The organism is Streptomyces sp. cmx-4-9, from assembly GCF_046548835.1.
In the GTDB taxonomy this organism is placed as follows: domain Bacteria; phylum Actinomycetota; class Actinomycetes; order Streptomycetales; family Streptomycetaceae; genus Streptomyces.
Genome location: NZ_JAEBEE010000011.1, coordinates 209,605 through 232,125, shown reverse-complemented (window position 1 = coordinate 232,125; position 22,521 = coordinate 209,605). Strand labels below are relative to the sequence as shown.

Annotated in this window: 18 protein-coding genes and 1 pseudogene; 12 read left to right on the top strand and 7 right to left on the bottom strand. The window is 73.9% G+C overall.

Translation table 11 applies throughout. The annotated features are described in order from the left end of the window. Window positions 1-42 precede the first annotated feature (42 nt). The 7 genes from cysC to ACLJTM_RS31235 all read left to right on the top strand — a co-directional run bounded on the left by cysC (window position 43) and on the right by ACLJTM_RS31235 (window position 6,735). A complete protein-coding gene (gene cysC, locus ACLJTM_RS31265) occupies window positions 43-588 on the top strand; it encodes an adenylyl-sulfate kinase (protein ID WP_411107222.1) in 546 nt (181 codons plus the stop codon). Further along, complete coding sequence (gene cysD / locus ACLJTM_RS31260; RefSeq protein WP_411107142.1) at window positions 585-1,526, top strand: sulfate adenylyltransferase subunit CysD; 942 nt, start codon at window positions 585-587, stop codon at window positions 1,524-1,526. The genes cysC and cysD overlap by 4 nt, the downstream gene beginning before the upstream one ends. Before the next feature lie 2 nt (window positions 1,527-1,528). Further along, the gene (locus ACLJTM_RS31255; RefSeq protein WP_411107141.1) at window positions 1,529-2,869 is read left to right on the top strand and encodes a sulfate adenylyltransferase subunit 1; all 1,341 of its coding nucleotides are present in this window, start codon (window positions 1,529-1,531) and stop codon (window positions 2,867-2,869) included. Between the two features lie 214 nt (window positions 2,870-3,083). After that, window positions 3,084-4,235, top strand: coding sequence for an aliphatic sulfonate ABC transporter substrate-binding protein (locus ACLJTM_RS31250; protein WP_411107140.1), 1,152 nt, complete (start codon window positions 3,084-3,086; stop codon window positions 4,233-4,235). 34 nt (window positions 4,236-4,269) lie between these two features. Then, window positions 4,270-5,067, top strand: coding sequence for an ABC transporter ATP-binding protein (locus ACLJTM_RS31245; protein WP_411107139.1), 798 nt, complete (start codon window positions 4,270-4,272; stop codon window positions 5,065-5,067). After that, window positions 5,054-5,956: an ABC transporter permease gene (locus tag ACLJTM_RS31240; protein WP_411107138.1), complete on the top strand. Its 903-nt coding sequence runs from the start codon at window positions 5,054-5,056 to the stop codon at window positions 5,954-5,956. The genes ACLJTM_RS31245 and ACLJTM_RS31240 overlap by 14 nt, the downstream gene beginning before the upstream one ends. Window positions 5,957-5,961: 5 nt before the next feature. Then, window positions 5,962-6,735: a sirohydrochlorin chelatase gene (locus ACLJTM_RS31235; RefSeq protein WP_411107137.1), complete on the top strand. Its 774-nt coding sequence runs from the start codon at window positions 5,962-5,964 to the stop codon at window positions 6,733-6,735. A 65-nt stretch (window positions 6,736-6,800) separates the two neighbouring features. Here ACLJTM_RS31235 and ACLJTM_RS31230 read toward each other — a convergent pair whose 3' ends face one another. Further along, on the bottom strand, window positions 6,801-7,802 hold the full coding sequence (locus ACLJTM_RS31230; protein ID WP_411107136.1) for a ketopantoate reductase family protein: 1,002 nt from the start codon (window positions 7,800-7,802) through the stop codon (window positions 6,801-6,803). A gap of 45 nt (window positions 7,803-7,847) precedes the next feature. Here ACLJTM_RS31230 and ACLJTM_RS31225 point away from each other — a divergent pair, with 45 nt between their 5' ends. Continuing rightward, entirely contained in the window at window positions 7,848-8,693 is an 846-nt protein-coding gene (locus ACLJTM_RS31225) for an aldo/keto reductase (protein WP_411107135.1), read from the top strand. A 30-nt stretch (window positions 8,694-8,723) separates the two neighbouring features. Here the strand turns inward: ACLJTM_RS31225 and ACLJTM_RS31220 are convergent, their stop codons facing one another. The 3 genes and pseudogenes from ACLJTM_RS31220 to mgt all read right to left on the bottom strand — a co-directional run bounded on the left by ACLJTM_RS31220 (window position 8,724) and on the right by mgt (window position 11,277). After that, a complete protein-coding gene (locus tag ACLJTM_RS31220) occupies window positions 8,724-9,149 on the bottom strand; it encodes a lipocalin/fatty-acid binding family protein (protein ID WP_411107134.1) in 426 nt (141 codons plus the stop codon). Between the two features lie 228 nt (window positions 9,150-9,377). Further along, window positions 9,378-9,962, bottom strand: a complete 585-nt coding sequence (locus tag ACLJTM_RS31215) for a DUF1697 domain-containing protein (protein WP_411107133.1) — start codon at window positions 9,960-9,962, stop codon at window positions 9,378-9,380. Then, window positions 9,959-11,277: pseudogene (mgt, locus tag ACLJTM_RS31210) on the bottom strand (macrolide-inactivating glycosyltransferase). Before mgt ends, ACLJTM_RS31215 begins: the two are co-directional and overlap by 4 nt. A gap of 71 nt (window positions 11,278-11,348) precedes the next feature. Here mgt and ACLJTM_RS31205 point away from each other — a divergent pair. Next, on the top strand, window positions 11,349-12,212 hold the full coding sequence (locus ACLJTM_RS31205; protein ID WP_411107132.1) for a phosphotransferase enzyme family protein: 864 nt from the start codon (window positions 11,349-11,351) through the stop codon (window positions 12,210-12,212). A 106-nt stretch (window positions 12,213-12,318) separates the two neighbouring features. Here the strand turns inward: ACLJTM_RS31205 and ACLJTM_RS31200 are convergent, their stop codons facing one another. Both ACLJTM_RS31200 and ACLJTM_RS31195 read right to left on the bottom strand, forming a co-directional pair. Next, window positions 12,319-13,032 carry an exonuclease domain-containing protein gene (locus tag ACLJTM_RS31200; protein WP_411107131.1) on the bottom strand — a complete coding sequence of 238 codons (714 nt, stop codon included), beginning with the start codon at window positions 13,030-13,032 and terminating at the stop codon, window positions 12,319-12,321. A 218-nt stretch (window positions 13,033-13,250) separates the two neighbouring features. Further along, on the bottom strand, window positions 13,251-14,525 hold the full coding sequence (locus ACLJTM_RS31195) for an SAV2148 family HEPN domain-containing protein (RefSeq protein WP_411107130.1): 1,275 nt from the start codon (window positions 14,523-14,525) through the stop codon (window positions 13,251-13,253). A gap of 282 nt (window positions 14,526-14,807) precedes the next feature. On the opposite strand from ACLJTM_RS31195, the gene glgX reads away from it, so the two are divergent. Next, window positions 14,808-16,922: a glycogen debranching protein GlgX gene (gene glgX, locus ACLJTM_RS31190; RefSeq protein WP_411107129.1), complete on the top strand. Its 2,115-nt coding sequence runs from the start codon at window positions 14,808-14,810 to the stop codon at window positions 16,920-16,922. Here the strand turns inward: glgX and ACLJTM_RS31185 are convergent. Continuing rightward, window positions 16,907-18,214, bottom strand: a complete 1,308-nt coding sequence (locus ACLJTM_RS31185) for an MFS transporter (protein ID WP_411107128.1) — start codon at window positions 18,212-18,214, stop codon at window positions 16,907-16,909. The genes glgX and ACLJTM_RS31185 overlap by 16 nt on opposite strands. Window positions 18,215-18,296: 82 nt before the next feature. Here ACLJTM_RS31185 and treY point away from each other — a divergent pair, with 82 nt between their 5' ends. Both treY and ACLJTM_RS31175 read left to right on the top strand, forming a co-directional pair. After that, window positions 18,297-20,690, top strand: coding sequence for a malto-oligosyltrehalose synthase (gene treY / locus ACLJTM_RS31180; RefSeq protein ID WP_411107127.1), 2,394 nt, complete (start codon window positions 18,297-18,299; stop codon window positions 20,688-20,690). 283 nt (window positions 20,691-20,973) lie between these two features. Continuing rightward, a complete protein-coding gene (locus ACLJTM_RS31175) occupies window positions 20,974-22,368 on the top strand; it encodes a M14 family zinc carboxypeptidase (RefSeq protein WP_411107221.1) in 1,395 nt (464 codons plus the stop codon). Window positions 22,369-22,521 lie beyond the last annotated feature (153 nt).

Genomic DNA, 22,521 nt, shown 5'->3' with positions numbered 1-22,521 from the left:
ACGAACACCACGGCACCGACGGAACCGACGGAGAAGAAGCAGATGAGCGTGAGCGACCAGGGCGCCACCGTGTGGCTGACCGGGCTGCCGAGCGCGGGCAAGACCACCATCGCCTACGCGCTGGCCGAGCGGCTGCGCGCCGAGGGCCACCGCGTGGAGGTCCTCGACGGGGACGAGATCCGCGAGTTCCTCTCCGCCGGCCTGGGCTTCTCCCGCGAGGACCGGCACACCAACGTGCAGCGCATCGGCTTCGTCGCCGAACTCCTGGCGGCCAACGGGGTCAAGGCACTGGTCCCGGTGATCGCGCCGTTCGCCGACAGCCGTGAGGCCGTCCGCAAGCGGCACGCCGCCGAGGGCACCTCGTACCTGGAGGTCCACGTGGCCACCCCGGTCGAGGTCTGCTCCGCACGTGACGTCAAGGGCCTGTACGCCAAGCAGGCGGCGGGCGAGATATCCGGTCTGACCGGAGTCGACGACCCGTACGAGGCCCCGGAGTCCCCGGACCTGCGTATCGAGTCGCACACGCAGTCGGTGCAGGAGTCGGCTTCGGCCCTGTACGCGCTGCTCACCGAGAGGGGTCTGGCATGACCACGGCCGCACACCTGCACACCGATTCCGGCTCCGACGCCCCGTACGCGCTGTCGCACCTGGACGCGCTGGAGTCGGAGGCCGTGCACATCTTCCGCGAGGTGGCGGGCGAGTTCGAGAAGCCGGTGATCCTCTTCTCCGGCGGCAAGGACTCCATCGTCATGCTGCACCTGGCGCTGAAGGCCTTCGCGCCGGCGCCGGTGCCCTTCACGCTGCTGCACGTCGACACGGGGCACAACTTCCCCGAGGTGCTGGAGTACCGCGACCGCACCGTCGCCCGGCACGGTCTGCGCCTGCACGTGGCGTCCGTCCAGGACTACATCGACGCGGGCAAGCTGCGCGAGCGCCCCGACGGCACCCGCAACCCGCTGCAGACCGTCCCGCTCACCGAGGCGATCCAGCAGCTCAAGTTCGACGCCGTTTTCGGCGGCGGCCGCCGCGACGAGGAGAAGGCCCGCGCCAAGGAGCGGGTGTTCAGCCTGCGCGACGAGTTCTCCCAGTGGGACCCGCGCCGCCAGCGCCCCGAGCTGTGGCAGCTGTACAACGGCCGGCACGCCCCGGGTGAGCACGTCCGCGTCTTCCCGCTGTCCAACTGGACCGAGCTGGACGTGTGGCAGTACATCGCCCGCGAGGGCATCGAACTGCCTCAGATCTACTTCGCCCACGAGCGGGAGGTCTTCCAGCGCAACGGCATGTGGCTGACCGCGGGTGACTGGGGCGGCGCGAAGGAGGGTGAGACGCCCGAGACGCGCCTCGTCCGCTACCGCACGGTCGGCGACATGTCCTGCACCGGCGCCGTCGACTCCGACGCCGTCACGCTCGACGCCGTGATCGCCGAGATCGCCGTCTCCCGGCTCACCGAGCGGGGTGCGACCCGCGCCGACGACAAGATGTCCGAGGCCGCGATGGAAGACCGCAAGCGCGAAGGGTACTTCTAGAGATGACCAGCACCACCGAGCAGTTCGCCGACGTGTCGGCCACCACGCTGCTGCGCTTCGCGACCGCCGGTTCCGTCGACGACGGCAAGTCCACCCTGGTGGGCCGCCTGCTGCACGACTCCAAGTCGGTCCTCACCGACCAGATGGAGGCCGTCGAGGCCGTCTCCGCCCAGCGCGGCCAGGAGGCTCCCGACCTCGCGCTGCTCACCGACGGCCTGCGGGCCGAGCGGGAACAGGGCATCACCATCGACGTCGCCTACCGCTACTTCGCCACCGCGCGCCGCCGGTTCATCCTCGCGGACACCCCGGGGCACGTGCAGTACACCCGCAACATGGTCACCGGCGCGTCCACCGCGGACCTGGCCGTGGTCCTGGTCGACGCCCGCAACGGCGTGATCGAGCAGACCCGCCGGCACGCGGCCGTCGCGGCCCTGCTGCGGGTCCCGCACGTGGTCCTGGCCGTCAACAAGATGGACCTGGTGGACTACCGGGAGCCGGTCTTCGCGAAGATCGCCGAGGAGTTCACCGCGTACGCCTCGGACCTGGGCGTCCCGGAGATCACCGCGATCCCGATCTCGGCCCTGGCCGGGGACAACGTGGTGGAGCCGTCCGCGAACATGGACTGGTACGGCGGCCCGACGGTCCTGGAGCACCTGGAGACGGTCCCGGTCAGCCACGACCTGACGGCCTGCCCCGCGCGCTTCCCGGTGCAGTACGTGATCCGGCCCCAGTCCGCCGAGCACCCCGACTACCGCGGCTACGCGGGCCAGATCGCCTCCGGCGTGCTGCGCGTCGGCGAGGCCGTCACCGTCCTGCCGTCGGGCCGCACCTCGGTCATCGCGGGCATCGACGCGCTGGGCGAGTCCGTGGACATCGCGTGGGCGCCGCAGTCGGTGACGCTGCGCCTGCGGGACGACATCGACATCTCGCGCGGCGACCTGATCGCGCCGTCCGCGAGTGCCCCGGCCACCACGCAGGACGTCGAGGCGACGGTCTGCCACGTGGCCGACCAGCCGCTGGCCGTCGGCGCCCGCGTGCTGCTGAAGCACACCACGCGCACGGTCAAGGCGATCGTCAAGGAGATCCCCTCGCGGCTGACCCTGGACGACCTGTCCCAGCACCCGGACCCCGGGCAGCTGGTGGCCAACGACATCGGCCGGGTGGTCGTCCGCACGGCCGAGCCGCTGGCGCTCGACGCGTACGCCGACTCGCGGCGCACCGGGTCCTTCCTGCTGATCGACCCGGCTGACGGAACCACCCTGGCGGCGGGCATGGCGGGCGAGTCCTTCGCCTCCCAGGCCGAGACGACCGTCCAGGCAGACGAGGAAGGGTGGGACTTCTAGACATGGCGACCGACATCTACGCCACCTTCGCCAAGGAAGGCGGCCGCGTGGGCAGCGGCCGCCTCGGCAGCGGCCAGGGAGGGGTGGCGCGATGTGCGCGATGACGTACGCGCACCGCATGCGCGCCCTCACCCCCCACGAGCTGTACCCGGCCCTGCTCCACAGACGAAGACCTGCGTCGTGACCCCACGGCGCTCCGAGAGGAAGTCCTCCCGTGCCTGCCACCGGTACCACCACCCGTAACGCGCGTCCCCGCACCACCCTGCGCCGCAGCGCCGTCGCCGCTGCCGCCCTGCCGCTCCTGATCGGCGCGCTCGCCTCCTGCGGCTACGGCTCCGAGGCCGAGAAGTCCGAGCCCAAGGCCGCCGACGCGGCGAACTCGGCCGACGCGGGCAAGAAGCTCTCCGCGTCCGAGGTCCGCATCGGGTACTTCCCGAACCTGACCCACGCCACCGCTCTGGTCGGCCTCCAGGAGGGCCTGATCGAGAAGGAGCTGAACGGCACCAAGATCAAGCCGCAGTCCTTCAACGCGGGCCCGTCCGAGATCGAGGCCCTCAACGGCGGCTCCCTGGACATCGGCTTCATCGGCCCCTCGCCGTCGATCAACGGCTACGTCAAGTCCAAGGGCAGCAACCTGCGGATCATCTCCGGTTCCGCCTCCGGCGGCGTGAAGCTCGTCGTCAACCCGGACAAGATCAAGACCCTGGACGACCTCAAGGGCAAGAAGATCGCCACCCCGCAGAAGGGGAACACGCAGGACGTCGCGTTCCTCAACTGGATCTCCGAGAAGGGCTGGACGGTCGACCCGGAGTCCGGCAAGGGCGACGTCTCCGTCGTCCGCACCGACAACAAGGTCACCCCGGACGCCTTCAAGCAGGGTTCGATCGACGGCGCCTGGGTGCCGGAGCCCACGGCCTCCAAGCTCGTCTCGGACGGCGCGGCCGTCCTCCTCGACGAGACCGACCTGTGGCCCGACAAGAAGTTCGTGATCACGAACATCATCGTGTCGCAGAAGTTCCTCAAGGAGCACCCGGACGTGGTCGAGGCCGTGCTCAAGGGCACGGTGAAGACCAACGAGTGGATCAACGCCAACCCGGACAAGGCGAAGGCCTCGGCCAACGCCAAGCTGGAGGCGGAGAGCGGCAAGGCCCTCGACGCCAAGGTCATCGACCCGGCCTGGAAGAGCATCCTGGTCACCGACGACCCGCTGGCCGCGACGCTGAAGACCGAGTCCGACTGGGCGGTCAAGGCCAAGCTCATCGAGAAGCCCGAACTGTCCGGCATCTACGACCTGTCGCTCCTGAACAAGGTCCTCAAGGCCGCGGGCAAGCCCGAGGTCTCCGACGCCGGTCTCGGCGCCAAGTAATCCCGTAGTCCAGCGAACCCAGGAGGTGACGACCATGGCCACCACGCTTGCCAAGGCTGCCGAGGGCACCGTAGCGGAGCAGCACACGCACGCCGCCCGCATCGAGCACGTCTCGAAGTCCTTCTCCGGCCCGGCCGGATCGCAGCTCGTCCTGGACGACATCAGCCTCGATGTCGCTCCCGGCGAGTTCGTCACCATCCTGGGGGCCTCGGGGTGTGGCAAGTCCACCCTGCTGAACCTGGTCGCCGGACTGGACAAGCCGTCCGCGGGGTCCATCACGACCCCCGGCGGCCGTCCGGCGCTCATGTTCCAGGAGCACGCCCTGTTCCCGTGGCTGACCGCGGGCAAGAACATCGAACTCGCGCTGCGGATGCGCGGGGTGGCCAAGGCCGAGCGGCGCCCGGAGGCCGAGCGGCTGCTGGACCTCGTCCGCCTCGGCGGCTCGTACGGCAAGCGCGTCCACGAGCTGTCGGGCGGCATGCGCCAGCGCGTGGCCCTGGCCCGGGCTCTGGCCCAGGACAGCCAACTCCTGCTGATGGACGAGCCGTTCGCCGCGCTCGACGCCATCACCCGGGACGTGCTGCACGGCGAACTCACCCGCATCTGGGCCGAGACGAACCTCTCCGTCCTGTTCGTCACCCACAACGTGCGCGAGGCCGTCCGCCTGGCCCAGCGGGTGGTCCTGCTCTCCTCCCGGCCCGGCCGGGTCGCCAAGGAATGGACCGTGGGCATTGCGCAGCCGCGCCGCATCGAGGACGCGGACGTCGCCGAGCTGTCCCTTGAGATCACTGAACACCTGCGTGGGGAGATCCGTCGCCATGGCCAGCACTGACACCACCCCGAAGGCCGCGGCCGGGGGCAAGCAGGACGACCTGGCCGGCCTGGAGGCGGGCCTCGACGCCCTGGACGCGGTCCAGACCCACCGCACGCCCGTCCGCGAGGTCCTCGTCAAGAAGGTCCTGCCGCCGCTCCTGGCCGTGGGCCTGGTACTGCTGGTGTGGCAGCTCCTGGTGGCGCTGAAGGTCACCGACGAGACCAAGCTGCCGCCGCTGGCCGACGTGTGGGACAGCCTGTCCGGCATGTGGGTCAAGGGCACCCTGCTGGAGGTCATCTGGACCAGCGTCTCCCGCGGCATGCTCGGCTTCCTGCTGGCCCTGGCCATCGGTACCCCGCTGGGCCTGCTGGTGGCCCGGGTGAAGTTCGTGCGCGCCGCGATCGGCCCGATCCTCCAGGGGCTGCAGTCCCTGCCCTCGGTCGCCTGGGTGCCGCCGGCGGTGCTCTGGTTCGGCCTCAACGACGCCATGATGTACACGGTGATCCTGCTCGGCGCGGTCCCCTCCATCGCCAACGGCCTCGTCTCCGGCATCGACCAGATCCCGCCGCTGTTCCTGCGGGCCGGCCGCACCCTGGGCGCCACCGGACTGCGCGGCGCCCGGCACATCGTGATGCCGGCCGCGCTGCCGGGCTACCTCGCCGGCCTGAAGCAGGGCTGGGCCTTCTCCTGGCGCTCCCTGATGGCCGCCGAGATCATCGCCAGCTCCCCCGATCTGGGCCTGGGACTGGGCCAGTTGCTGGAGAACGGCCGCAACAACATCGACCTGCCCGGCGTGTTCCTCGCGATCATCCTGATCCTGGTCGTCGGCATCGCCATCGACCTGCTGATCTTCAGCCCGCTCGAGCGGTGGGTGCTGCGCACCCGCGGCCTGCTGGTCAAGAGCTGATTCCCGTGTCCAGCGCACCCGCCCTGCTCGTCATCGCCCACGGCAGCCGCGACCCGCGGCACGCGGCGACCGTGCACGCCCTGGTCCGGCGGGCGCGGGGGCTGCGGCCGGGGCTGCGGGTCGAGACGGCCTTCCTGGACTTCGACACGCCGACGGTGGGACAGGCCCTGCGCGCCCTGTACCTCTCCGGCGCACGGCAGGTGGTGGCGCTGCCGCTGCTGCTGACCCGGGCCTTCCACGCGAAGTCCGACATCCCGGCCGCGCTGGCCGAGTCGGCCGCGCGCCTGCCGGGGCTGTCGGTGCGGGTGGCGGACGTGCTCGGCCCGTCCCCGCTGCTGCTCTCGGCCCTCGACCGCCGGCTCGCCGAAGCCGGCCTCACCCCGGCGGACCGCGCCACCACTGCGGTGGTGCTCGCGTCCGCCGGTTCCACGGACCCGGAGGCGATCGCAGTGATCGCTGAAACCGCGCGGGAGTGGCGGCGCACCGGTTGGTGTGCCGTGCGGCCTGCGTTCGCCTCCGGAGCCTCTCCCGCAGGGTTCCCCCGTACCGAGGACGCCGTACGGGCCCTGCGCGCCGAGGGCTGGGCACGGGTGGCGGTGGCCCCGTACGTCATCGCTCCCGGGCGGCTGCCGGACCGCATCGCGGCGGGGGCCGGGGCGGCGGGCGCGGACCTCGTCGCCGGGGTCCTGGGGGCCGCCCCGGAGCTGGCCCGCCTGCTGCTGCGCCGCTTCGACGCGGCCGCCGAAGCCCCCGCGGGACGCCCGGCCCTGACGGCCTGACCCGCCCGCCGCGCGGGAGCGGCGCGCGGGCCGGCGCGATCCGGGAGGGCCGGCAGTGAGACGGCTCAGCTGCGGGCCGCGGCCTCGTCCGCCGGGGCCGTGAGGTCCTCGGCGGACATCGCGCCCGGGGGCAGCCCCTCGCGCGCGAAGATGTTCGCCGCGTGCCGCAGGACGTCGTTGACGGGGGTCGGGACGCCGTGCAGCCGGCCCAGCAGGGAGATCTCCCCGTTGAGGTAGTCCGCCTCCACCGAGCCGGTGCCCCGGGCCAGGCTCTGCCAGGACGATCCGCCGCGGATGCCCGGCGGCTGTTCCACCTTGCCGTCGCGCGCCGCCGCCTGCTCGGCCTCGGAGGCGTAGGCGATCCCCGCGGCGGCGAAGGCCGCCTTCGCCTCACGGACCGCCCGCAGCAGCAGCGCCGTCTTCGCCGGGTCCGGTTCCGGCCCGGTCGTCGCCTGTACGGCATTGCCGAGGTTGCCCAGCAGCTTCGCGTACTTCCAGCGCATCACGTCCTCGACCACCGGCGCCTCGAACCCGGCCTTTTCCAGGTCGGCCGCGATCCGCCGGGCCCGCTCGTCCGCGCCGCCGGCGGCCCGGCCCAGGTGCAGGATGCCGGTGAGCGGCGAGCACAGCGCCGAGACCACGCCCGGCTCCAGGAAGGTGGCGGGCAGCCACACGCACACCCCGTACACCCGGTCGAAGCGGCGCAGCGCCAGCCGTTCGCTCTCCACGCCGTTCTGGGCGCACAGCAGCGGCAGCCGCTGTGCGGCCGTTCCGCCGCCCGCGACCTCCGCAGCACCCCAGGCGTCGAGGGCGGCCACCGCGTCCTGGGTCTTGACCGCGAGCAACAGGACGTCTGCGGACCGCAGTTCGCCCAGTTCTGCCGGTCCGCCCACGACGGGCAGCCGGTGCACCCGGGTCCCGGCGGCCGTGGTGAGCCGCAGTCCGTCCGCCCGCAGGGCCTCGGCGTGGTCCCCGCGGGCGACGAGGACGACCTCGCCGCCCGCCTCCGCAAGACGTCCGCCGATGGTGGCGCCGACCGCGCCCGCGCCGATGATGATGTACCGCATGGGCACGAGCCTGGCACACGCCGGGCCCTGCGCTACCGTCGGGGCATGGCGGACACGGTGTTCCTTCTCGGCGGCGACCTTCCGGTAGGGCGGCTCGGCCTCGGTACGGGCGGTCTGGTCGGCCCCGGCTTCTGGGGGCCGCGCGGCGGCCGGGCGCAGGCACGGGCCCTGCTGCGCACGGCGGTGGAGCGTGGGGTCACCCTCGTCGACACCGCCGACAACTACGGTCCCGAACTGGCCGAGGAGCTCATCGCGGAGGCCCTGCACCCGTACGGGGAGCACCTGGTCGTCGCCACCAAGGGCGGGGTGGTGCGCACCGGGCCGGACCGGTGGCACGCCGCAGGGCGCCCGGAGCAGCTGCGCGCGATGTGCGAGGCGAGCCTGCGGCGGCTGCGGGTGGAGCGGATCGGCCTGTACCAGCTGCACCGCTTCGACCCGGCGGTCCCGATGGCGGAACAGCTGGGGACGCTCGCCGAGTTGCGGGCCGAGGGCAAGATCCGGCACATCGGCCTGGACACGGTGACGGCCCAACAGCTGCGGCAGGCGCGGGAGTCGGTGCCGGTCGCCTCGGTGCAGAACCCGTACAACCTGCTGGACCGCAGTTCGGCGGAGGTGCTCGGGCTGTGCGAGGCGCACGGGATCGCCTTCCTCCCGTACCACCCGCTGGGCAGCGGCGCCCTGACGCGGGAGAGCGCGGCGGCCGTGACCGCGGTGGCCGCCGCGCACGGCGCGGGGCCGGGCCAGGTCGCACTGGCCTGGCTGCTGCACCACTCCCGGGTGCTGTGCCCGACGCCGGGCACCGGCTCGTCCGCCCACCTGACGGAGAACCTGGACGCGGCGGCCCTGCGCCTGACGGCTCGGGAGATGGCCCTGCTGGACGCCTTGGCCTAGGCGGGCGCCGCCGTCCCGGGCCCGGGCCGGTCAGACCTTCGTGAACACGCGCACGGCGCTGACTCCCTGCGCGGAGTAGGTGACGACCAGTTCCCCGGGGCTGAACTCCCGGACGATGGTGGCCGTCCCCCCGTCGATGCTGCGCACCTCGACGAGCCGGTCCCCGTCGGCGGTCACGAGGGAGGTCGCCGTGCGCCCGTCGGGGGTGGCCAGGGCGAATTCCTGGCCCAGCCGGAACTCGTCCACCGTGTTGCGCAGGCCGGTGACGGTCTCCAGGGTCCAGAGGCCGTCCTCGTACGAGAAGGTCTGGACGGGGTCGGTCGTGGTCGCGGTGGTCCGGGCGGGGGCGCCCACCCCGACGGCCCGCAGGTAGGCGTCGAAGTTCTCGCTGGAGACCATCCTCCAGCTGCCGGCGGCCTTGGCGGCGAGGGCGGGCGCGGCGTCGTGGTCCGTCATGGGGTGCCTTCACTGTCCGGGCGGGCCGGCGGGCCGGCGGCCCGCGCTGATCACCGCGGACCATCCACGCAGGCCGGACCGGAGCTGCGGTGGAGCCGGAACCGAGGCGCACCGCACCGCGGACCAAGCCGCGCCGCGAACCGAGCCGCGCCGCGAACCGAGCCGCGCCGCCGCGAGCCGCCGCGATGCGCACCGCCGCGATGCGCGCCGAGTCGGCCCGGCGGCGGCTCAGGCGCCGGTCAGCTCGACCAGTTTCACGACGGTGTTCCAGTTCCGGCTGGTCACGTCGATGCCCTTGACGACGGCCGGCCTGGCCAGCGCCTCGCCCAGCTTCGAACGGCCCAGGCCGTCCGGGGCGTAGAGGTAGAGGACGCGGTCGCCGAGCCGGTACTCCTCCGGCAGGTACGCGGCTTCGTCGAGCGCGGCGAACCGCTCGGCCCCGGGCTGCTCGGAGAAGAAGACGGCGTGCAGCTGCCTGCCCTCCAGCTCCGCGGCCGGGAACGGGCAGGCGTCCACGACGGCGCGCAGGTAGGCGCCGTCCACCACCAGGCACGGCACCCGGAAGCCGAAGTGCGCCTCGACGGCCGCCTCCAGTCCGCGTGCGAGCGCCACCGGATCCGCGGCGGCCGTGCTGAAGACGGCGTTGCCGCTCTGCAGGTACGTCTGCACCCCGTCGTGGCCGAGCCCTTCCAGCACGGCGCGCAGTTCGGCCATGGGGACCTTCTTGTTCCCGCCGACATTGATCCCGCGCAGCAGCGCCGCGTACGTCTTCACGGCCTGCTGCGTGGCCTGCCCGGTGGCTTTCTTCGTCATGAGGGCACCCTAGGACCTGCCTCGGACAGTTCGGCCTCGATGAGGTCGGCGGCCCGGCGGGCTCCGCCCTCGCCGGCCATCCGGGTGCGGATCTGCTGTGCGCGGGCGGCGACTTCGGGGTCGGCCGCCAGGGCGAGGACGGCCGCGCGCAGCGTCTCGGCGTCGGCCTGCTCTTTCGGGACGTGCCGGGCGACTCCGAGGGAGACCAGCATGTCGGCGTTGCCGAACTGGTCCACGGCCTGGGGGACGGCGACCATCGGGGTGGCGGTGGCGAGGCCTTCCTGGCTGCCGCCCGCGCCCGCGTGGGTGACGAAGACGTCGGCCTGGCGCAGGACGTCCAGCTGCGGCACCCAGCGGTGCACCTCCACGTCGGCCGGGACCGGCCCGAGGTCGGCCTCGTCGGTGAACCTGCCGATCTGCAGGACGAGGTGCCAGTCGGGGAGCTCTGCGAAGGCGTCCATGCAGGCCCGGTAGAAGGCGGGCTGCCGGGTGAAGGTGGAGCCGAGCGAGACCAGGGCGACCCGCTTGCCCGCGGCCGTTCCGGGCCGCTGCCAGCGGCCCTGTTCGGCGCGCTCGCCCTGGCAGGCACCGACGAAGGTGTGGACGGCGGGGTCGACCCGGTCGGCGTGCGGCTGGAGCGCCTCCGGGATCAGCACGATGCTGCGGCGGGGGCGGCCCTGGAAGCGGTCGACGTCGCCGTCGAGGCCGTTCGCGGTGAGCCATGCGGCGAACCGCGCGTAGTACGCGCGCCCCCGCTCGGAGGCCTTCAGCTCGGCGAACATCGGCGCGGCCACCTCCTCCTCGTACCCCTCCCAGGCGACCAGGTTCGGGGAGAGGGACACGGCGGGCACGCCCCAGCGGTGGGCGAGGACGCGCGCCGGGTAGGAGGTGATGTCGTGCAGGACCAGGTCCGGCTCGTCGCCCTCGAAGGCGGCCGCCAGCCGGGGCAGGGCCTGGATGGCGTCGTCGAGGAAGGGCTCCAGGTGGTCGATGAGCTCGGTGCCCCAGGCCTCCGGCTCCTCGTCGGTGGGCAGGGTCGAGGTGTAGACCACCGGGGTGGCTCCGGTCCGGGCGACCTGGGGTGCGAAGGAGGCGGGGACGGCGTAGCTGACCCGGTGGCCGCGGACGACGAGCTCCCGGATCACTTCGAGGCTCGGGTTCACGTGCCCGTGGGCGGCGATGGAGAACATGGCGAGGTGCGCGGACTGGGCTGAGGTCATGCCCCGACTCTAACGAGACGATACGTCTCGTGCAATGCCTTGGTGCGGCGGGCCCTCCCGCCGGCACGGTCACCGGGCCGGCCCTGATGGCGCATCAAGGCAGCGCACACCGGGGTGCGAGACTTGGCGGATTCACGGCGAACCGGCGAAGGACGAGACGAGCGGCATGGACGAGGCGCAGGCCAGGGGCGTACTGACGGCAGCGGGCCTCACCGCGGGCCCGGGGCGGGAGCCGGAACTCCTCGCCTTCGGCGAGAACGCCGTGTTCGCGGTCGGCGAGCTGGTGGTGAAGGTGGGCCGGGACCCGGAGCTGCTGGCGCGGGCGGCCCGGGAGCTCGCGGTGGCGGCCTGGTTCGCGGAGTACGGCGTGCCCGCGGTCCGCGCCGCCGAACCGGCGCCGCGGCTGGTGGACGGGCATCCGGTGACCCTGTGGCACCGGCTTCCGGAAGCGGTACGGCCGGCGCGGTCCGCCGACCTGGCAGAGCTGCTGCGGCAGGTCCACGCCCTGCCCGCGCCACCGTTCGCCCTGCCGCCGCGGGACCTGCTGGGCGGGGTGGAGCGCTGGCTGCGGCTGGCCGGCGGGGCGGTCGACCCGGCTGACGCGGCGTACCTGCGGGCCCGCCGCGACGCCTACGCCGGCGAACTGGCCGCCCTGACCCCGCACCTGCCGCCGGGCACCGTGCACGGCGACGCCCTGCCGCGCAACGTGCACGTGGGTCCGGACGGCCCGGTCCTCGTCGACCTGGAGACGGTCTCGGCCGATCTGCGCGAGCACGACCTGGTGGTGATGGCCCTCTCCCGCGACCGGTACGGCCTGCCCGCCGAGGAGTACGGGGCCTTCGTCGCGGCGTACGGCTGGGACGTCCGCGACTGGCAGGGGTGCGCGGTCCTGCGCGGCGCCCGGGAGACGGCGAGCTGCGCCTGGGTCGCCCAGCACGCGCCGGCCAACCCGGCCGCCCTGGCCGAATTCCGCCGCCGGGTCGCCTCCCTCCGGGACGGGGACCGCGAACTGCGCTGGCATCCCTTCTGACAGGACCGGACATCCCGCCAGCCGCGGGGCGCGGTGTCCTGACCGATCGCGACGGGGTCCTGCGCCTGCGGTGGTGGTCCCTGCGCGGCCCGGTTTCCGCCCCCGGTCAGCGGGGGCGGGGGATGAGCGGCCAGGCCGGCTCGACGACGGCCGCCGGGTCCGCGGTGCGCCGAAGGTAGCGCTGGAGGGACACCGACTGCTCGGCGGCCGCCCGGGTCTGGAGGTCCTGCAGGTCGGTCAGGGCCATGGCGCCGACGGGCCGGTGCCGCTCCGCCAGGCGCCGCACCACCCGGGCGGCGGCCACCGCGTCGGCCCGCGCGTCGTGCGCGTCGTCCAGCGGTACCCCGTAGTGGGCGCACAGGGCGTACAGGGCCCGCTTGCCCTTGCGGTACTTGTCCACGTGCTTGTCGATCACCAGCGGGTCGATCACCGGCGCGGGTACGCCGCCCAGCCGCTCGCTGACCGAGGCCACGGCGTGCCGCCGGCACTCCCGGTCCAGCAGGGACAGGTCGTACCGGGCGTTCATCACCACCAACGGCGTCCCGGCGCCCAGACCTTCGGCGACGGCCCGGGCGATCTCTTCGACCGCCGCTGCGGCCGGAAGCCCGTGGGTGCGGGCGTGCTCCGTGGAGATGCCGTGGATCGCCGAGGCCTCCTGGGGTATCGCCACTCCGGGGTCGAGCAGCCAGGTGCGCTCCTCGGCGATGCGTCCGTCCGGGTCCAGCCGCACGACCGCGGCCGTCACGATCCGGTCGGTCTCGACGTCGGTCCCCGTGGTCTCCAGGTCGAAGGCGGTCAACGGTCCGCTGGTCCAGCTCATCGCGCGGTCTCCCGCCGGCCGCGGCCGCCTGCGGCCCGTCGCACCCCGTCCGGCTGCGCCCCGTCCACGGCCCGGTTCCCGCCCCTGTCCGGCCCACCGCCGTGCCAGTCCCCCATGCCGCGCCCTTCCCCCCGTACCTGCCGGTCAACGGGTTTCAGCCTGCCACGGGCCACTGACATGCCGGACGACGCCCCCCTCGCACGACCCGCGGAGGCGGTTCAGGAGACCGGCCGGGAGTCCTCCCAGACCGATTCGAACTCCTCGCGGTAGGTCGTGAACAGCCCGTGGTCGGCGTCCTTCGGCACGCCCCGCCCCCCACCGCGCAGGACCAGCACCGGGGCCTCCATGCCCCGGGCCCGGCGCAGGTACGACTGCACCACCGCGATGCCCGAGGACTGCCCCTCCACCAGGTAGGCGGTGAAGCGCGGGGTCTCGTCGAAGACGTGGATGTCGAAGCGCGAGGGGTCCCGCAGCCCCGCCCGGACTCGGCGCACGTGCAGGATGTTCATCTCGACCGAGCGGCTCAGCTCACCCTTGCGCAGCCCCAGCTCCCGCTCGCGCCGTTTCACCGCGCTGCTCGCCGGGTTCAGGAACAGCAGCCGGACCCGGCATCCGGCCTCGGAGAGCCGGACGAGTCTTCGGCCCGAGAAGTTCTGCACCAGCAGGTTCAGGCCTATGCCGATGGCGTCGAGGCGTCGCGCGCCGCCGAAGAGGTCCTCGGCCGGGAGCTGCCGCTGGAGCCGTACGCGGTCCGGGTGGACCGAGACGACGTCCGCGTACCGGTCGCCCACCAGGTCCTCGACGGCGTCGATGGGCAGCCGGTCCGCCGACGGGCTGCCCGCTCCCCCGCCCAGGACGCCCAGCAGCCGCGCCGAGGCCCGTTCCGCCTGCTCCAGGACCGCGCGGGACAGCGCCCGGTTGCGGGACACGACGTTGCGGGTGACCTCCAGCTCGTCGAGGGCCTGCTCGATCTCGCGCCGGTCGTCGAAGTACGGTTCGAAGCAGGGCCAGTGCTGGACCATCAGCTCCCGCAGCTGGGGGAGCGTCAGGAAGCTGAGCACGTTGTCGTCGGCCGAGTCCAGCAGGTAGCCCTTGCGCCGGCTGACCTCGCGCACGGCCACCGCCCGCTGCACCCACTCCTGCCCGGCCGGCCCGGCGGCGGCGACCACCCAGTCGTCCCCGCCGTGCACCGGCTCGTAGACCGGGCGCAGCACCGCGCCCACCACCGACCGCAGCCGCTGTTCGATCAGGTTGAGCCAGATGTAGGCCCGGCCCGCCCGCTGCGCCCGGGTGCGGACCTCGCTCCAGGCGTCCGCGCCCCAGTCCAGCTCGGCCCCGGTCCGTGCGCCCTCGGCGCCCCCCGCCGGCTCCGGGCCGCCCGCCAGGGAGACCGCCCCGGCCGGCACCGCCCCCGAAGCACCTCCTGGGGCGTCCGCCGGGCCGCCCTCGTGACCGTGGTCACCAGGGGGCAGCTCCAGACCTCCCGAGCTCACCCGTGCACCGCCTTCTGCGTCTGGACGCCCGTCTCCAGTGATCACGGAAGGGTACTCCGCGCGTGCGGCCCGGTGCAGCCCGATGGCTCGTACACCGGCTGTCCGTTGACCCATTATCCGATGCGCCGACAGTCCGCTGACCCGCCTATCAGGTCTCCGGGTCACCCGGCAGGAGCATTGCAAGTCCACGCGTGGGGACCCTCTTTCGGGGAAGATCTGCCAGTGACGTGGTACGCCGGGTCCGCCGGGACATCCTCCGACACCAAGGGAAGAGTCGTTGCCATGCAGGTCTGGCCTGGACAGGCGTATCCGCTCGGCGCCACTTACGACGGCGCGGGCACCAATTTCGCGGTCTACTCGGAGGCCGCCCGGCGCATCGAGCTGTGCCTCCTGCACGACGACGGCTCGGAGACGGCCGTCGAGCTGCGCGAGACGGACGCCTTCGTCCGGCACGCGTACCTGCCCGGCATCATGCCGGGCCAGCGGTACGGGTTCCGGGTCCACGGGCCCTACGAGCCCGAGCGCGGTCAGCGCTGCAATCCGGCGAAGCTGCTGCTGGACCCGTACGCGCGGGCCATCAGCGGCAACGTCGACTGGAGCGAGGCGGTGTACGGCTACCACTTCGGCCGGCCCGACTCCCGCAACGACCTGGACTCGGCCCCGCACACGATGAGCTCGGTCGTGGTGAACCCGTACTTCGACTGGGCCAACGACCGGCCGCCGCGGCACGAGTACCACCACACCGTGCTCTACGAGGCCCATGTGAAGGGCCTGACCATGCGGCACCCGGACCTCCCGGAGGAGCTGCGCGGCACGTACGGGGCGCTCGCCCACCCGGCGGTCATCGGGCACCTCACCAAGCTGGGCGTGACGGCGCTGGAGCTGATGCCGGTGCACCAGTTCGTGCACGACCACCGGCTCGCCAACGACGGCCTGAGCAACTACTGGGGCTACAACACCATCGGCTTCTTCGCCCCGCACAACGGCTACGCCTCGGGCGACCGCGGCCAGCAGGTGCTGGAGTTCAAGTCGGCGGTCCGGGCACTGCACGAGGCGGGGATCGAGGTGATCCTGGACGTGGTGTACAACCACACGGCCGAGGGCAACCACCTGGGTCCGACGCTGTCCTTCCGCGGGCTGGACAACGCTTCGTACTACCGGCTGTCGGACAACATGCGGCACTACACCGACACCACCGGCACCGGCAACTCCCTGCTGATGCGCTCCCCGCACGTGCTCCAGCTGATCATGGACTCGCTGCGGTACTGGGTCACCGAGATGCACGTGGACGGCTTCCGCTTCGATCTGGCGGCGACGCTGGCCCGCCAATTCCACGAGGTGGACCGGCTGTCCTCGTTCTTCGACCTGGTGCAGCAGGACCCGGTGGTCAGCCAGGTGAAGCTGATCGCCGAGCCGTGGGACCTGGGCGAGGGCGGCTACCAGGTGGGCAACTTCCCGCCGCTGTGGACCGAGTGGAACGGCAAGTACCGGGACACCGTACGGGACCTGTGGCGGGGGCAGCCGCGCACGCTCGCGGAGTTCGCGGGACGGCTGACCGGGTCCTCGGACCTCTACCAGGACGACGGCCGGCGGCCGCTGGCCTCCATCAACTTCACCACCTGCCACGACGGTTTCACCCTGCACGACCTCGTCTCGTACAACGAGAAGCACAACGAGGCCAACCGGGAGGGCAACCGGGACGGCGAGACCCACAACCGGTCCTGGAACTGCGGGGCCGAGGGGCCGACGCAGGAGCCGGAGATCCTGGAGCTGCGCGAACGCCAGATGCGCAACTTCACGGCGACGCTGATGCTGTCGCAGGGCGTGCCGATGCTCAGCCACGGCGACGAGTTCGCGCGGTCCCAGGGCGGCAACAACAACGCCTACTGCCAGGACAACGAACTGTCGTGGGTGAACTGGCCGGAGCCGGGCAAACCAGCGCCCTCGCTGCTGGAGTTCACCCGCCAGATGGTGTGGCTGCGCCGGGACCACCCGGTGTTCCGGCGGCGCCGCTTCTTCCACGGCCGTCCGGTGGAGGGCACCCACGACGAGCTCTCCGACATCGCCTGGTTCACTCCGCACGGCGAGGAGATGCGGGCCCGCGACTGGCAGGCGCAGCACGCCCGGGCGCTGACCGTGTTCCTGAACGGCGAGGCGATCTCGGAGCCGGGGACCCGGGGTGAGCGGATCACCGACGACTCCTTCCTGCTGATGTTCAACGCGGCGCCGGAGGGCCAGGAGTTCACCATCCCGGCGGGGCACGGGGCCCAGTGGCGGCTGATCGTGGACACCGCGCGGACGGACGTGCTGCCACCCGGCACCGGGCCGCAGTTCGCGGCCGGGGACCGGGTGGCGGTGACGGGACGGTGCCTGGTGGTGCTTCAGCGGCCGGCGTAGGCGGTGGGGCCGCCCACCGGGTCCACGGCGGGGGACTGCGTCCGCTGTGCGGGGAGGAGCCCCGCGGCGTGGGTGCGGGCCGCGGGCACCCGGGTGGCCAGGGCGAGGGCCAGGGCCAGCGCGGCGGCTCCGACCGCCACTGCGAAGGCCCCGGAGGGCCCGTACCACTCGGCGAGGCGTCCGGCGGCGGCGAGGGCCACCGCCTGGCCGGCGACCAGGGAGCTGGCGGCGAAGGCCATCGACTCGGCGAGCCGGGCGGGCTCCACGGCCCGCTCGGTGAGGGCGAAGGCGGTGATCAGGTGCGGGGCGTAGGCGGCCCCGAGGACGGTGACGACCGCGTACAGCGGCCACAGGCTCCCGGTGAACAGCAGCGGCACCGACAGCACCAGCGCAGCGGCGGTGGCCGCCCGCCAGCGCAGCCGCAGCCCGAAGCGGGCGGGCAGCGCCCCGAGGGCGAGGCCTACGGCGGCGCTGACCACGCCCATGGCCGCGTACACGATCCCGGCCTGGCCGGGGACGCCCAACTGCGCGGTGAGCGCGGCGATCCCGGCCTGGCAGGCACCGAACATGGCGCCCTGCAGGGCGAGGGAACCCCGGACGGCGTGGACCACCCCGGGCTGGCGGACACGGCCCGCCCCGGCGGGGCGGCCCGCCTTGGCGCGCCCCTGCGCCGGGGTCCCGGCCGTGACCTCGGCGGTCGGGTGCAGGGCGTAGGCGCTCGCGAAGACGGCGACGAGCGCGGCGGCCCCGCCGAGGGCCACGGCCGGGTGCGCGGCGAGCGCGGCGAGCCCGACGAGGGCGGGGCCGAGGACGAACGAGACCTCGTCCAGGGTGCCTTCGAGCGAGTGCACGGCGCCGACCACCCTCTCGTCGGCTCCGGCGCGGTGCGCCAGGGCCACGGAGCGGGTCCGGGCGAGCGGGCCGATCAGCGGCACGGAGGCGCCGGTGACGGCGCCGATCGCGGCGAGCGGGACGGGGGCGAGGCCGCCGAGGGCTCCCGCGACGAGCGCGGCCGTCGCGAGGGCGTTCACGGCGGCGGCGGCCAGCACCACGGGCCGCTGGCCGTGCCGGTCGGAGAGCCGGCCGAGGACGGGTCCGAAGACCACCTGGCCGGCGGAGAGGACGCCGCCGACGATGCCGGCGGTGGCCAGGGAGCCGCTGGTCTGGGCGACCAGGAGGACGCTCCCGAACTGCGACATGGCCACGGGCAGTCGGGCGAGGAACGAGACGAGGGGGAGTAGGGGCCCGGTCAGGGCGATGACACTTCGATAGGTGTTGACGGTTCCAACCACTTGAGGCACGTTAACCCGGTGCAGTCACCCGGATGCATTGGGTAATGGCACGGAATCCGGCAGGCTGGGTACGTACGTTCTCATGAGCCAGCCGCTGTCACGCAAGCAATCGGAATCTGATGTTCCGAAATCTGTCGCTCCGGCGTCGACCTACCGTCTCCAGCTCGGCCCCGGATTCACCTTCGCGCAGGCCGGCGAGGCCGTCCCGTACCTGGCCTCCCTCGGCGTGTCCCACCTCCACCTCTCCCCCGTCCTGGAGGCGGTCCCCGGCTCGACGCACGGCTACGACGTCACCGACCACGCCCGGGTGCGGGCCGAGCTCGGCGGCGAGACGGGCCTGCGCGAGCTGTCCCGCACCGCCCGGGCCCACGGGCTCGGCCTCGTCCTGGACATCGTGCCCAACCACATGGCGGTCCCGACCCCGCTGCGGCTGAACCGGCCGCTGTGGGACGTGCTGCGCCACGGACCGGACTCCCCCTACGCCCGCTGGTTCGACATCGACTGGGAGGCGGGCGGCGGCCAGGTGCTGCTGCCCGTGCTGGCCGGCCCGGCGGACTCCTGCGAGCTGAAGGCCGACGGGGACGTCCTGCGCTACGGGGAACAGGAGTTCCCGCTGCGGGAGGGCACGGCCGCCCTGGAGCCCTCCGAGCTGCTGGCCGCGCAGTGGTACCGCCCGGCCTGGTGGCGGGAGGCCCGCACCTCCCTCAACTACCGCCGCTTCTTCACCATTTCCGACCTGATCGGGGTCCGGGTGGAGGATCCGGAGGTGTTCACGGCCACCCATGCCAAGGTGCTGGAACTGGTCCGCGACGGGATCGCGCAGGGGCTGCGGATCGACCACGTCGACGGCCTGGCGGACCCCGGCCGGTACCTGCGCCGGCTGCGCGCGGCGGCGGGCGAGGACTGCTGGGTGGTGGTGGAGAAGATCCTCGGCCACGAGGAACGGCTGCCGTCCGGCTGGCCGGTGGCGGGCACCACCGGCTACGACGCCCTGCGCCGGGTGGACGGGGTGTTCACCGACCCGGACGGCGCGGCCGAACTGGCCCGCTCCTATGCCCGCAGGACCGGGCTCCCCGACTGGGAGGCCACCGCCGAGGCCGCGGCCCGCGAAGTGCTCACCGGCGACCTGGCCGCCGAACTGGCCGCGCTGGAGCGCCGCGCCGGAAGTGAACTGAAGCCGGCCATTACGGAGTTGCTCGTCGCCTACCCCGTCTACCGGCCCTACCCCGAGGCTCCGGAGCCCGCGCCGCAGGCCGTGGAGCGGGCCTCCGCGGTCTGCGGGCCCGCCGCGGTGGCGGCCGTACGCGAACTGCTGCTGTCGGACGCGGCGTTCGCCGCCCGCTTCGCGCAGACCTCGGCGGCCCTGCGCGCGAAGTCCCTGGAGGACCGCGCCTTCTACCGCCACGCCCCGCTGCTCTCCGCCACCGAGGTGGGCGGGGAACCGGGCCGGCCGGCAGTGGCGGTCGCGGAGTTCCACGCCTACTGCGCCGCGCTCGAAGAGGACTGGCCCGGCTCCGGGACGGTGCTCTCGACGCACGACACCAAGCGCAGCGCGGACGTCCGGGCCCGGATCTCCGTCCTGTCCCAGGCGCCGGAGCTGATGGACCCGCCCGGAGGCGAGGAACTGCCGGACGGGACCGGACCGGACGGCGCCGCCCCCGCGGACCCCCAGCTGGCCTGGGTGGCCCGGCAGAGCGCCCTCGGGCTGGGCCCGGTCCCGCAGGCCGCGCCCCGGCTGGCCGACGCCCTGCTCAAGGCGGCCCGCGAGGCCGCGCTGCACACCAGTTGGACCGATCCTGACGAGGCCTACGAGGCGGCGGTCACCGGATACGTCCCGCCCGCGGCGGACCTGCCGCCCGGCCCGGCGCAGGCGGCGCGCGCCAACCTGCTGGGCATGGCCCTGCTGCACCTGGCGATGCCCGGGGTCCCGGAGGTGTACCAGGGCGCGGAGACGGAGTACCGGGCCCTGGTCGACCCCGACAACCGCCGTCCGGTGGAGTTCCCGCGCCGGGCGCTGGCCCGGCTGGACGCGGGGGGCGCGCCCGCCGGCCCGGCCGAGGAGAAGCTGGCCCTGACCGCGGCCCTGCTGCGGCTGCGCCGGAGCCGGCCCGGGCTGTTCACCGGGTACGCGCCCCTGGCGGCCCGGGGCGCGGCCGCCGGCCACTGCCTGGCCTTCGCCCGCCCGGCCGGGCTGGTCGCGGTGGCCACCCGGCTCTCGCACCGGCTGGCCGGGGCGGGCGGCTGGCGGGACACCGTCCTGCCGCTGCCGCCGGGGCGGTGGACCCCGCTGGCGTGGGCCGGCGGGGCGGCCGGGGGCCCGTACGAGGGGGAGGTCCGGCTGGCCGCGTTGCTCGATGTGCTGCCGGTGGCCGTGCTCGTCCGCGCCGGGGACCCGGACGCCGACGGGGACGGAGACAGTGGCGGGAACGCGGGCCGCCTGCGCCGAGCGGACGGAGGCGGCCTCCCGGACGCATAGCCGCGCAGAGGCCGTCGCGGCACCGGTCGACGCGACCCGGGAAAAGACCCCCGGGGGGCCGGTGCCACGGCGGTCCGGGGGCCGCGGCGCACCGTCCTCGCCGACGGCGCCACGGGCCGGGGGCGCCGGGGCGAGGACGACGCCGACCCCGGCAGCCGCCCGCCGCACGTCCGTCGATCGTGCGGCGGGGCGCCGGACCCGCCGGCGCGGCCCGGCACGACGTGCCCGAACTGTGGTGTGTGCGGAGCAGTAGGGGCAGCGTGCGGCGGGCATGGCATCCCTTGTGACTCTCCTCCGCGACACGTCCTACCCCACCCCCGGTGAACTGGCCCTGGCCGGCCGCGCGCTGGCGGAAGAACATCCCGGCCAGGTGCTCCTGCGCCGGGCCGGCAGCTCCCGGTCCGGGCGGCCGCTCTGGGTGCTGTCCGTCGCCCCGTCGGAGGGGCCGGACGCCCGCTCCTCCGACGGGACGGCGGGGCCCCTCCCGCCGGGGCCCGCGCGCAACGTCCTGGTCGTCGCCGGGGCCCACGCGAACGAGCCCGTGGGCGGTGCGACGGCGCTGTCCCTGGCCCGCCGCCTCGTCCACGACCCGGCGCCCCGGGCCGGCTGCGGCTGGCACTTCCTGCTGTGCGCCGACCCGGACGGCGCGGCCCTGCACCGCACGCCGCTCCCGGACTCGCTGCTCGACTACCACCGCAACTTCTTCCGGCCGCCCGGGCCCGAACAGCCCGAGTGGGCGCCCTCGTTACTGCCGGCGGACCGGCTGCCGCCGGAGACCCTCGCCCTGACCGCCCTCATCGACGAGCTGCGGCCCGTCCTGCAGGTCTCGCTGCACGCGACGGATCTCGGCGGGTCCTGGGTCCAGCTGACCCGGGACATACCGGGCCTCGCGGAGCCGTTCGCCGAATCGGCCGCCGAGCTGAGCATCCCCGTGGAGACGGGTGCCTCGGACGCCGCAGGCTGGCCCTCCCCCGGGCCGGGGATCTACGTGATCCCGGACCCCGGGAGCGGCGCCGCCGGGGCCTTCCACCCGGAGGACACCCGGCTCAGCACCTGGTACCACGCCCACCGGTACGCAGGCACCACCGCCATCGTCGAAGTCCCGATGTGGGCCTCCGACCTGGTGGACGATCCGGCCCCGCATCCCGATCCGCGCGGCGCCCTGCGCGTGCTGGCCGGGCGGCTCACCGAGGACGCCGCGCTGGTGGCCGCGGTGCGGGCACTGACCGAGGCCGCCGGCCGGCCCCCGTACCCGGAGCCGGACACCGCCCCGCTGCTCCGCGCGGTGGACTGGACCCTGGCCCTGATCCCGCAGATCGCCGCGGAGTGGGCCGGGGACGGGGCGCCCGCGGAGGCCACGGCGGCGTACATCGCGGGCATCGACGCCTTCGGGCGCCGGCTGTCGCTGCGCGCCGCCGCGATGCTGCTGCGGGTGCTGCGCACCCGCCGCCACCCGGCGGCGCCGGGCCTCGACCGGCTCGTCACCGGCTGGTGCGAGGAGTTCACGGCCCGGTTCCAGGCGCGCTGGGTCCCGGTGGTCACCCAGGTGGAGCACCAGTCCCGGACCGTGCTGGCCGCCTACGAGCGCCTCGTGGACCCCCGGTACGGCGGCGCGGGCCGGCCGGCCGCCGGCGTACGGCCCGGTCAGGACAGCGCGGGGTCCACGGGCAGCCCGTAGCGGAGCGTGGGGCGGGCGGTGGCGCCGAGGCGGTCGCAGGGACTCGACGTCCCCGGGTGATGGTCGGCCCGTCGGGGCCGGAGTGTCCGGAACTCCCCCGCCGCGCCCGCAATGATGGGCAGGATACGCATGCTGGACACCGCGGGAGACGAG